We start from the raw sequence: 10,583 nt of genomic DNA on the forward strand, positions 1-10,583 counted from the left end.
TGGGGGAGGGGGTGGCCTGTGGGATCGCCACCACCGAGGAGGACATCGGGCCGCTGCGGTCGGCACGGCGGCTGTTCCGGCTGGCGGACGCGGCGCAGTACCGGGCGAAGGCGGCGCGTTCCCCGGTGCCGGTGGTGGCGGGGCGCGGCGGGGCGCGTGACGTGGTGGTGGCGCTGGCGGACGTGCCGGGGCCCGAGGGGCCCGAGCGCCGGGCCTTCCGGACCCGGTCGGTGGGCGAGGCCCGGTCGGTGGGTGGCGCGCAGCCCGACACGGGCCGGCCCGGAGCCGCACCGCCCGATGACGACAATCGATTCACTGCCTAGGCTTACTGAATATGAATATGCACAACGACGTCGCGCCGGTCGCGCCGGTCGCGCTGTCCACCTCCGGTACCACCCCCGCCGACGTCGTCGCCGTCGCCCGGCACGGCGCCCGCGTCGAGCTCACCGACCAGGCGAGGGCCGCGATGGCCGCCGCCCGCCGGGTCGTCGACGACCTCGCCGCCCGCCCGGAGCCGGTCTACGGCGTCTCCACCGGCTTCGGCGCGCTCGCCGTCCGGCACATCGACGCCGGCCTGCGGGCCCGCCTCCAGCGCAACATCGTCCGCTCGCACGCCGCCGGCATGGGCCCGCGGGTGGAGCGCGAGGTGGTGCGCGCCCTGATGTTCCTGCGCCTGAAGACCATCGCCTCCGGGCACACCGGCGTGCGCCCCGAGGTCGCCGACACCATGGCCGCCGTCCTCAACGCCGGCATCACCCCGGTCGTCCACGAGTACGGCTCGCTCGGCTGCTCCGGCGACCTGGCGCCGCTCTCGCACTGCGCCCTCACCCTGCTCGGCGAGGGCGAGGCCGAGGGCCGGGACGGCGCCCTCGCGCCCGCCGGCGAGCTGCTGGCCGGGCACGGCATCGCCCCCGTCGAGCTGCGCGAGAAGGAGGGCCTCGCGCTGCTCAACGGCACCGACGGGATGCTCGGCATGCTGCTGCTCGCCGGCGCCGACCTGGCCGGGCTGCTCACCGCCGCCGACGTCACGGCCGCGCTCACCCTGGAGGCGCTGCTCGGCACCGACCGGGTGCTGGCGCCCGGGCTCCAGGCCGTGCGCCCGCACCCGGGGCAGGCCACGAGCGCCGACAACATGCTGCGGGTGCTCGCCGGATCCGGGCTCACCGGCCACCACCAGGACGAGGCGCCCCGGGTCCAGGACGCCTACTCGGTGCGCTGCGCCCCGCAGGTGGCCGGCGCCGGCCGGGACACCCTGGCGCACGCCATGGCCGTCGCCGGACGGGAGCTGGCCGCGGCCGTCGACAACCCCGTGGTGCTGGGCGACCGGGTGGAGTCCAACGGCAACTTCCACGGGGCGCCGCTCGGCTACGTGCTGGACTTCCTGGCCATCGCCGTGGCCGACCTGGCCTCGATCGCCGAGCGGCGCACCGACCGGCTGCTCGACCGCAACCGCTCGCACGGGCTGCCGCCGTTCCTGGCCGCCGACCCCGGGGTCGACTCGGGCCTGATGATCGCCCAGTACACGCAGGCCGCGCTGGTGAGCGAGCTGAAGCGGCTCGCGGCGCCCGCCTCGGTGGACTCCATCCCCTCCTCGGCGATGCAGGAGGACCACGTCTCGATGGGCTGGTCGGCGGCCCGCAAGCTGCGGACCGCGCTCGACGGGCTGACCCGGGTGGTCGCCGTGGAACTGTGCGCCGCGACCCGGGCCCTGGAGCTGCGGGCCCCGCTCGCCGAGCGCGGGCTGCGGCCGGGGCCCGCGGCGCGGGCCGTGGTGGCGGCGGCACGGTCGGCCGGGGTGCGGGGGGTCGGCGAGGACCGCTTCCTGGCGCCCGACCTGGCGGCGGCCGAGGAGTTCGTCAGGAGCGGCGGCCTGGTGGCGGCCGCCGAGTCGACGACCGGCCCGCTGGCCTGAGGGCTCGCGGCGGCCATCTGAGGGCGCGCGGCTACTGCTCCTGGGCGTCGAGCTGCTGCTCGACCGCCGGGATCACCGCGCCGCCGGCCTCCTCGTCCTCCGTGTAGGCGGAGGGGAGCAGCCAGCCGAGACACAGGGCGCAGGTGGCGACGACGGCGTAGACGAGGGGACGGCGGTTGCCGATTGCCTTGCCTGTCATGGCGCCCTCCGATGGTGGTGCTGCTGTGAGCTGTGCGGTGAGGCGGCGTGGTGAGCGATGTTACGCACTGGTGCGGGTCGTGGGGAAGAGGTCTCACCGGTGACCCTTACTCTCCGGGACATGACTGATGACATGACCGAGGAGACGCGCCACGTCCGCGTCCGTGTGGAGCTGGTGCTGGAGATCAGCGAGCCCGACGAGTTGATCAGGGCCGCCTGGGCGCGGATCGAGGGCGACGAGCTGATGCCGCGCGAGGAACGCGACCTGGCCTCCCAGGCCGTCTCGCGGGACGAGGCGGAGGCCGTCGCCTACCTCATCGACCCGCTCGACCTGGTGGGCGAGGTGCCGGGCGTGGTGCTCTCCCAGGCGTCCTGGAGCAGCGAGTTGGCCGAGTACGACCCCGACGAGCCGTGGGACGGAGAGGACGAGGACGAGGAGGACTGACCTCCGGCCCCGAGGCTGGTTTCGGGCCGGTTTCGACGGGCCGTCACTCGAACGTGTGGTTCACGGCACAGATTCACTTACAGTGGAACGCGCTGCCGCCGCGGCACGTCACTTTCCATGTGTCCTCTCTGGGAGACGCGGCAGTGGACGGAGAAGCTACTGATGAGGGACGGCATGCGGCGCAAGGGCCTGGGGGTGGCGGCAGCGCTGCTCACCGGAGTACTGACACTCTCGGCGTGCAGCGGCGACGGTGGCGATGACGGCTCGAACGGGGAGTCGTCGGAGACCGGCGGCTCGGGGCAGGAGGACACGGACCGGGCCGCCGAGGACGCCAACACCTCGGCCGCCGAGATCACCATCACGCCGGACGACTCCGCCGACAACGTGGGCATCAACGACGACGTCCAGGTCTCCGTCGCCGACGGCACCATCGACGCGGTGACCATGACGGCCACCGAGTCGGGCACCGAGGTCGCCGGCACGATATCCGCCGACCAGACCAGCTGGGTGCCGGACATCCAGCTGGAGCGGGCCACCCAGTACTCGCTCGACGTGCAGGCCAGCGACAGCGAGGGCCGGGCGGCGCACGAGGCCCGCACCTTCACCACCGTCTCCCCGGAGAACAGCTTCATCGGCTACTTCACCCCCGAGGACGGCTCCACGGTGGGCGTCGGGATGCCCGTCTCGCTGAACTTCGACAAGCCGATCACCAACCAGGCAGACGTCGAGGCCGCCGTCCAGATCACCACGAGCAGCGGCCAGGAGGTCGTCGGCCACTGGTTCAACGAGCAGCGCCTCGACTTCCGCCCCGAGGAGTACTGGCAGGCCGACACCGAGGTCACCGTCTCGCTGGCCTTCGACGGGGTCGAGGGCGCGGACGGCCTCACCGGCGTCCAGGACCGCACCTTCAGCTTCACCGTCGGCCGCTCGCAGATCAGCACGGTCGACGCCGAGAGCAAGCAGATGCAGGTCGTCAGGGACGGCGAGGTGCTGCGCACCCTGCAGATATCCGCCGGCAGCGACGAGACCCCCACGTACAACGGTCAGATGGTGATCTCCGAGAAGCACGAGGAGACCCGGATGAACGGGGCCACCGTCGGCTTCACCGACGACGACGGCGAAGGCGAGTACGACATCCCCGACGTCCCGCACGCCATGCGCCTCTCCACCTCGGGCACCTTCGTGCACGGCAACTACTGGGCGAACGACAGCGTCTTCGGCAACACCAACACCAGCCACGGCTGCATAGGCCTCGACGACGTCCAGGGCGCCGACGACGACTCCACGGACGCCGCCTGGTTCTTCGACGAGTCCATGCTCGGCGACGTGATCATCGTGGTGAACTCGCCGGACGTGGAGATGGCCCCGGACAACGGGCTCAACGGCTGGAACATGAACTGGGCCGACTGGGAGGCGGGCAGCGCCCTGTAGTCCCACCCCGGCGGGGATCTTCCCGCCCTTTCGGGGGAGGTGATCCCCGGGGAGACTTGGCCCGCCCCTAGGGCCTGTCTTCCGGATCTTCGTGGGGCCGCGACGCCATACACGGCACCTCGCCGTGTTGTCGAATCGCGCGAATACGATCGAGTATGAGCTGCGATCCGGCACCTTGCGATCCACCGCGTCTGGGGGTACCTCCCAGGCCGCCAGGCCTGGGGGAGGGTGTCGTCCGGGGTGTCGGCCCCGCGGACGGTCAGGGTGGGGGACGCGCCGTCGTTGGTGTCGGCGAAGGCGCCGCCGCGGACCGTCGCGTCGGCCAGCGGTGACAGCAGCTGGACCCGAGGTCCCGGCGCGGGGCGGCCGGCCGTGAGCGTGGCGGTCAGGGTGGCGCCGTGTCGGCCGCCGGTCTCGGCCAGCAGCCGGACGGTGGCGCCGTCGGGGCCGAGGACGGTGAGGCCGGCGTCCGCGTGCCGCACCGCGTGGCGTCCCCGCGCCGCCACGGCCAGCCGCACCACCGGCGCCGACCGCGACGGGTCGGAGACGGCGATCCGCAACGTGCCGGCGGCCGGGTCCTCGTGGAGCAGCACCGCGCAGGGCGCGTCGGCGGTGACGCCGCCGGCCGTGCCGGCCGCGAAGAACGCCACCGCCGTGAGGCGGCCGGCCCGGAACGCGTGCGCGTCGCGGTCGAGCCGCAGCACCTCGACGCCGGGGGCGCCGGCCCTGGCCGCCGTCTGCTCCGGGGTGGCGCCCGGCAGCAGCAGGTGGGCGTGCGTGGCATCGGCCGGATCCGTCCCGTGGTCCTGCCAGAGGGTGACGAATCGGCGGGTGATCGGCGTCGTCGGCCCGCCCTGCCGGATCTCGCTCCAGGCGCCGACCCGGTCCTCGCGCAGGCTGCGCAACTCCCCCGCGCCGCGCGGGAAGACGTAGCCGCCGACGCCTTCGAGGTGCGCCCAGCCGGCCGCCTCGTCCACCGTCAACGCGCCGTCGGTCCTGCGGTGTTCGACGACGGTCTCGATGCGGCGCCCGCCGTCGGCGCTGATCCCGGAGCCGGCCGTCAGCACCCCGTCGGGGAGGAACAGCCAGCTCCGGCGCGCCCGCAGCGGCGAGTCGATGCCCCGGAGGTCCGTGCCGGCGAGCGCCAGCTCCCCGTCCAGCACCACCTCGCCCGACCAACGGGTGCCGGAGAGCGGCACGTTGTCGTTGTCGCCGCCCGCGCCGACCGGCAGTGGGGTGGTGTCGACGGTCACCCCTGGCGGGCGCTTGGCGTCGCACGTCGGCCAGTAGGCGTCGGTGAAGTGGAACGGGTCGTGGTCCAGCGCGAGTTGGTGCATGCCGTCGCCGGTGTGCCAGCCGCGGGCGTTCTCGCCGTTCATGTACTCGTAGCGGGCCACCCGGTCGGAGTTGAGCGACAGGCAGTACGTCCAGCCGGGGCGACGGTGGACGAAGCGTTCCATGTCCGGGTAGCCGAAGTGGCCGAGCGGGCCCGGGAGCGGGGCGATCGCCGGGTCGTCGAGGACGGACGCCGCGGCCGCGATCTGGGCCGGCTGCCGGGCGGCGAGCGGGCGCCAGCCGTTCTCCGCCAGCCAGGACCTGGCGGTGGCCCGCAGCCGGCCGGCGGCCGCCGCCTCGCCGGCCGGCAGCGCGTCGGCCAGCGTCACCAGGTCGACGGCCAGCTTGAACCCGTCGTCGGCGTCGGTGGCGGTGTCGCGGGATATCGCCCGGCCGCGCACCGCGTCGAGCATCGCGCCGCGGTGCACGAACGGCGCGAACGTGCGGTCGATCGCCGCGGTGGTGAGCCGTCGTTCGGCCGGGCCGACGTCCCAGGCGGTGCCGACGAGCAGCCGCATCAGCTCGGCCATCCCCTTGACCAACACCTCGCCGTAGGTGCCCGGGTAGGCGACCGAGGTATGCATGAGGAACGAGCCGTCGGGGTGGAAGCCGTCGCCCACCGGCACCGGGTCGAGGACGCCGACCAGCGCGGCGGAGGCCTGGGCGAGCCGCTCCTCGTTCGCGCCGAGCGCGCCGCGCAGCGCCACCACCCGGCACAGGTCGACCCGGTTGGCGCCGGTGGAGACCAACTCGCCGCGCAGCATGCGGCGCGGGTCGGGCACGAAGTGGTCGACGGCGGCGAGGACGCCGGCCCGGGTCTCGTCGTCCACGGCGGGGCCGAGCAGGGTCAGCGCGTCGGTGATGTGGCGGGGCGCGCCGATCTCCCAGTCCCACCAGTTGCCGTACTGCGGCTGCCCCGCGTGGTAATGGGCCGTCCACCACAGGCGGCAGCCGGCGGCGGCCCGGGCGGCGGCCCGCTCGTCGCCGTGGAGCGAGCCGCCCTCGGTGGCGCAGGCGACGGCGATGGCGCGCAGTCGGGACGCGGCGGTGGTGACGTGCGCGGAGTGCGCCGGGTCCTCCGTCAGCGGGAGGTCGGGCCAGGGGGTCGGGGCGTCCCAGTCGGTGACCAGGGTGGCCAACTGCCGGGCCGCCGACCGGTCCTGGGCGGCGACCGCCCGCGCGTACGCGTCGGCGTGTGGGCCACTGGGCGCGCCGGGCCCGAGCACGACGCGCCGCCAGCGGTCGCGTAACTCGCCGAAGACGTCGGCGGCGTGCGCGGGGTGCGCCGCGACGGGCAGCGCGAGCCCGGCGGCCGCGGCGAGGCCGCCGCCCAGTACGGTTCGCCTTCTCACACCCGGGGTCTACCCGGGTGGTGGGTCGGTCAGCCTTCCGCCCGGGGGCGCGGCGCGGCGTGCTGCACCACCTCGAACGACCACAGGGTGGCGCCCGAGGCGGCCGGCCGGCCGCCGCCCTGGTGCGCCTGCCGCATCTCGCCGTTCATCCAGTTCCGGAAGTCCTCCTCGCTGCGCCAGCGGGTGTAGACCAGGTACTGGTCCGTCCCCTCCACCGGCCGCAGCAGCTCGAACCACTCGAACCCGTCCTGGCTCTCCACCATCCCGGCGCGGGACGAGAAACGCTGTTCCAGCACCTCCCGCTGCTCCTCGGGCACCGTCAACACGTTGATCTTCACGACGCTTGGCACAGAGACCTCTCAGCGGAAGGGGGAGGGAGAGCGGCCCCCGGCGGGCGTGCCGGGGGCCGCGGATTCGCCGCAACGGGGCGGATCAGTCGAGGAGTTCGGCCTCGAGCGTGATGGTGGTGCCGGCCAGGGCCTTGCTCACCGGGCAGTTGGCCTTGGCGCCCTCGGCGGCGGTCTGGAAGTCCTCGGCGGACAGCCCGGGCACCCTGGCCTGGACCTTCAGCACGATGCCGGTGATCCCCTCGCCCGGCTGGAAGGTGACGCTGGCCTGGGTCCGCACCGACTCCGGCGGGGTGCCGGCGCCGGCGAGGCCGTGCGAGAGCGCCATCGAGAAGCAGGACGAGTGGGCCGCCGCGATCAGCTCCTCGGGACTGGTGCGGCCGTTGGGGTCCTCGGCCCTGGACGCCCAGGTGACGTCGAACTTCCCCACTCCCGAGGAGTCGAGGGAGACGTTGCCGGCGCCCTGAAGCAGGGAGCCCTCCCAGTTCGTCGTCGCGATACGTGTGGTTGCCATGTCGCTCCTCCTGGCGGAACCGGATCAACGGGTCACCTGCGGGTGGTACAGGTACACGCTATCGCCGCCCCGGACGTCACGGTGGTCCCGGTGGCCTCCGACACCCGGGCCGGGATCTTGTAGGGTCCGGGCATGTTCGCGGTGGCCAGGCGGGACGAGGTACGGTCCCGGCTCCTCGCCCGGGCCAGGGGCGACGCCGACGTCTCGGCGGCGGCGCTGACGGGTTCCGCGGCGCGCGGGGTCGAGGACCGGTGGTCCGACGTCGACCTGCTGCTCGGCGTGGCACCCGGCCGGGTGGTGGCCGAAGTGCTCGCCGCCTGGAGCGAGTTCGTCTACGCCGAGTTCGGCGCGCTGCACCACTTCGACCTGCGCTCCGGCGCGGCCGTCTACCGGGCCTTCCTGCTCGCCGACGGTCTCGAGGTCGACCTCGGGTTCACGCCGGCCGGCGAGTTCGGGCAGGTCGGCGACGGCGGCTTCCGACCGGTGTTCGGCGAGGCGGTCGAGCCGCGCCGGACGACGACGGACGCGGCGCACCTCGTCGGCTACGCCTGGCACCACGTGCTGCACGCCAGGACCGCCATCGAGCGCGGCCGGCCCTGGCTGGCCGAGTACTGGATCAGCGGGGTGCGCGACCAGGTGTTGGCGCTCGCCTGCCTGCGGCTCGACCTGCCGACCGCCTACGCCAAGGGTGCCGACGGGCTGCCGGCCGAGCTCACCGAGCCGCTGGCCGGCGCGTTGGTGCGGAGCCTGGACGCGGCCGAGCTGTGGCGCGCCCTGGGCGCCGCCACCGGGGCGCTGGTCGGCGAACTGCGGGCCACGGAACCGGCGTTGGCGGAGCGGTTGGCCGGGCTGCTGGTCAGTCTCGGGACGCGGCCGGCCGGGGGCCGTGGGTGACCTCGCGCCGCCAGTCGGCCGGCGGCTCGGCGTGCAGCCGCCAGTAGTGCTCGGCGATGTCGTCCGGGTCGAAGTCGGTGCCGGGCGCGACCGGGCCGTCCACGGTGACCGTGGCCACGTGGAGGCCGGCGGGCCCGTACCGCTCCGCGAGTAGGGCGACCAGGGCGCGCACGCCGGCCTTGCCGAGCGAGAGGCTGGTGTAGGCCGGCTTGGGCTCCGGCATGCCGCCGGTGACGAGGAAGGTGCCGTGGCCGCGCCGGGCCATGGCCGGCAGCAGGTGCCCCGCGGCGGTGAGCGCGCCGACGACGTTGACGGCGTAGGCGTCGAGCTGGGCGCGTGCCGAGAGTTCGCCGGGCGCGTCCGGGCGGATGAGCGCCGCGTTGTACACCACGACCTCCGGCGTGCCGAGCGCGCCGACCGCCGCGTCGAGTGCGCCGCGCAACCCGTCCTCGTCGGCTGCGTCGGCGGTCAGCGGCACGGCGCGCACGCCCGACTCCGCGACGGCCGCGGCCGTGGCGCGCCCCGTCGCCTCGGATCTGGCGAGCACGGCGACCGGCATCCCCTCGCGGGCGAACCGGCGGGCGACCGAGCGGCCGATCCCCGGTCCCGCGCCGATCACTACTGCTCCTGGCATGGCTTTCTCCCTCGTGACCGAGACCTGTGACGGTGACGGTGACGGTTGGTGAGCCTAGGTCCTCACACCGGTGTCAGGGTCAACCCCCGACCGACGGACGCCCCGGCCGGACGTTCGCCGCGCGCCCCGACGCCCCTCCTCCGTATCCACACATGCGGAAGCCGAGCCGCCGGGGTGTGTCGAGGACAGAAGGGGGCGCACGAAATACCTCTTGCTACCCCCTACAACCTGATACGCCCCCCTCCCGTCATTGCTCGGCGTATTTGATCAAATCCATACTGTTGATGATCTTCCCAAGCGTGGTCCGCGTAGGGGTCGCGGACCGGCGCACGGTCACCGAACGAGAAACAGGTACAGAGGGGTGGGATATGGACCTCAGGTCCCCGATCGAGGGTGAAGCTTCACAACCGGCCTCACCTCACACCGTGCCACCGGACATACGCCACACGCCGCCGTGGGCCGCCACGCTCCGCCACCTGGCCTACCCGATCCTGCTCGGCTCCGTCGTGGCCGTCGGCACCTTCGGCATCGCCCGGGACTGGCCGTTCGAGGTCGTCGGTGTGGCGTTCCCCTGGGGCACCCTGATCTATCTCGGCCTGCTCGAACGGCTGATCCCCTACCAACGCTCGTGGCACCCGACCCGGCGCGAATGGCGCTGGTACGGCGCCTACTACCTGCTGACGGCGCTCGGCGCCGCGAGCGCGCAGGCGATGGTGCTCGCCCTGGTGGGCGTCATCGCGACGCCCGAGCCGGCGCTGCCGCTCGGCGCCGAGATCCCGCTCGCCCTGCTGCTCGGCTCGCTGGCCAACTACCTGGTGCACCGGTTCGCCCACACCAACCGGCAACTGTGGCGGCTGCACGGCGTGCACCACGCGCCCGACAAGGTCAACATCGGCAACAACGGCGTCAACAACATCTTCGACGTGGTGCTCACCCAGGGGATCACCCAGCTGTCCCTGGCCCTGGTGGGCTTCTCCGCGGAGTCGGTGTTCGCCGTCGGCCTCTTCGTGGTCGCCCAGGGCTACTTCACGCACGCCAACGTCGACGTGCGCATCGGCTGGTTCAACCACCTCGTCTCGAGTCCCGAGCAGCACCGGCTGCACCACAGCACCGACCTCTCAGAGGCCGGCCACTTCGCGGCCGATCTCTCCGTCTGGGACCGGGTGTTCGGCACCTTCACCTGGCGCCCCGGCCGCCGCCCCGTCGCGGTCGGCCTGGCGGACCCCGGCTCGTTCCCGGCCACCGGTGCCGTCCTCACCAACCAGTTCCTGCCCTGGCGCCGCTCCGCGTAGCGCCGCGCGGCGGCGCGTGGAGCGGGGAGCGGCGGGGCGCGGCGCAGCCGCCAGGCCCGCTCGGCCTCGCGGCGCGGCCGGCCCCGGCGGCCGGGCGCCGGCCAGGCTCGCCCCGCCCGGCCAGGTCCTCCCCCTGCCCACCCACCGTCACCGAACGTCACCTCCCAGGCCGTCTCCGCGCACACCGTCACCGTGCCGGACCGCGCCGCGCCCCACCGCACCACCGCGG

9 protein-coding genes and 2 pseudogenes are annotated in these 10,583 nt (G+C 74.0%); 6 read left to right on the forward strand and 5 right to left on the reverse strand.

The features are described from left to right. Both E1283_RS23175 and hutH read left to right on the forward strand, forming a co-directional pair. Positions 1 to 323, forward strand: a pseudogene (locus tag E1283_RS23175) (hypothetical protein); the annotation flags it as partial. A gap of 17 nt (positions 324 to 340) precedes the next feature. After that, on the forward strand, positions 341 to 1,912 hold the full coding sequence (gene hutH / locus E1283_RS23180) for a histidine ammonia-lyase (RefSeq protein WP_132820066.1): 1,572 nt from the start codon (positions 341 to 343) through the stop codon (positions 1,910 to 1,912). A gap of 31 nt (positions 1,913 to 1,943) precedes the next feature. Here the strand turns inward: hutH and E1283_RS37440 are convergent, their stop codons facing one another. Beyond that, complete coding sequence (locus tag E1283_RS37440; protein ID WP_165956221.1) at positions 1,944 to 2,111, reverse strand: hypothetical protein; 168 nt, start codon at positions 2,109 to 2,111, stop codon at positions 1,944 to 1,946. 120 nt (positions 2,112 to 2,231) lie between these two features. Between E1283_RS37440 and E1283_RS23185 the strand changes: the two genes are divergently transcribed. Continuing rightward, the gene (locus E1283_RS23185; protein ID WP_132820059.1) at positions 2,232 to 2,555 is read left to right on the forward strand and encodes a hypothetical protein; all 324 of its coding nucleotides are present in this window, start codon (positions 2,232 to 2,234) and stop codon (positions 2,553 to 2,555) included. Between the two features lie 162 nt (positions 2,556 to 2,717). Further along, positions 2,718 to 3,986, forward strand: coding sequence for a L,D-transpeptidase (locus E1283_RS38920; protein ID WP_132820060.1), 1,269 nt, complete (start codon positions 2,718 to 2,720; stop codon positions 3,984 to 3,986). 539 nt (positions 3,987 to 4,525) lie between these two features. Here the strand turns inward: E1283_RS38920 and E1283_RS23195 are convergent. The 3 genes and pseudogenes from E1283_RS23195 to E1283_RS23205 all read right to left on the reverse strand — a co-directional run. Beyond that, positions 4,526 to 6,673, reverse strand: a pseudogene (locus E1283_RS23195) (polysaccharide lyase 8 family protein); the annotation flags it as partial. A gap of 29 nt (positions 6,674 to 6,702) precedes the next feature. After that, positions 6,703 to 7,023 (reverse strand): antibiotic biosynthesis monooxygenase family protein, encoded by a 321-nt coding sequence (locus E1283_RS23200; protein ID WP_132820062.1) that lies wholly within the window; start codon positions 7,021 to 7,023, stop codon positions 6,703 to 6,705. A gap of 82 nt (positions 7,024 to 7,105) precedes the next feature. After that, complete coding sequence (locus E1283_RS23205; RefSeq protein WP_132820063.1) at positions 7,106 to 7,534, reverse strand: OsmC family protein; 429 nt, start codon at positions 7,532 to 7,534, stop codon at positions 7,106 to 7,108. 132 nt (positions 7,535 to 7,666) lie between these two features. On the opposite strand from E1283_RS23205, the gene E1283_RS37445 reads away from it, so the two are divergent. Continuing rightward, the gene (locus E1283_RS37445; protein ID WP_165956222.1) at positions 7,667 to 8,428 is read left to right on the forward strand and encodes a nucleotidyltransferase family protein; all 762 of its coding nucleotides are present in this window, start codon (positions 7,667 to 7,669) and stop codon (positions 8,426 to 8,428) included. On the opposite strand, the gene E1283_RS23215 is transcribed toward E1283_RS37445, so the two are convergent. Continuing rightward, entirely contained in the window at positions 8,391 to 9,062 is a 672-nt protein-coding gene (locus tag E1283_RS23215; protein ID WP_132820064.1) for an SDR family NAD(P)-dependent oxidoreductase, read from the reverse strand. The genes E1283_RS37445 and E1283_RS23215 overlap by 38 nt on opposite strands. A 425-nt stretch (positions 9,063 to 9,487) precedes the next feature. On the opposite strand from E1283_RS23215, the gene E1283_RS23220 reads away from it, so the two are divergent. After that, complete coding sequence (locus E1283_RS23220; protein ID WP_243745033.1) at positions 9,488 to 10,354, forward strand: sterol desaturase family protein; 867 nt, start codon at positions 9,488 to 9,490, stop codon at positions 10,352 to 10,354. Positions 10,355 to 10,583 lie beyond the last annotated feature (229 nt).

This window comes from Streptomyces hainanensis, assembly GCF_004348415.1.
Lineage (GTDB): Bacteria > Actinomycetota > Actinomycetes > Streptomycetales > Streptomycetaceae > Streptomyces > Streptomyces hainanensis.

Coding starts and splice junctions, on each gene's coding strand:
- hutH (WP_132820066.1), top strand. CDS start 341: ATGCACAACGACGTCGCGCCGGTCGCGCCGGTCGCGCTGTCCACCTCC.
- E1283_RS37440 (WP_165956221.1), bottom strand. CDS start 2,111: ATGACAGGCAAGGCAATCGGCAACCGCCGTCCCCTCGTCTACGCCGTC.
- E1283_RS23185 (WP_132820059.1), top strand. CDS start 2,232: ATGACTGATGACATGACCGAGGAGACGCGCCACGTCCGCGTCCGTGTG.
- E1283_RS38920 (WP_132820060.1), top strand. CDS start 2,718: ATGAGGGACGGCATGCGGCGCAAGGGCCTGGGGGTGGCGGCAGCGCTG.
- E1283_RS23205 (WP_132820063.1), bottom strand. CDS start 7,534: ATGGCAACCACACGTATCGCGACGACGAACTGGGAGGGCTCCCTGCTT.
- E1283_RS37445 (WP_165956222.1), top strand. CDS start 7,667: ATGTTCGCGGTGGCCAGGCGGGACGAGGTACGGTCCCGGCTCCTCGCC.
- E1283_RS23215 (WP_132820064.1), bottom strand. CDS start 9,062: ATGCCAGGAGCAGTAGTGATCGGCGCGGGACCGGGGATCGGCCGCTCG.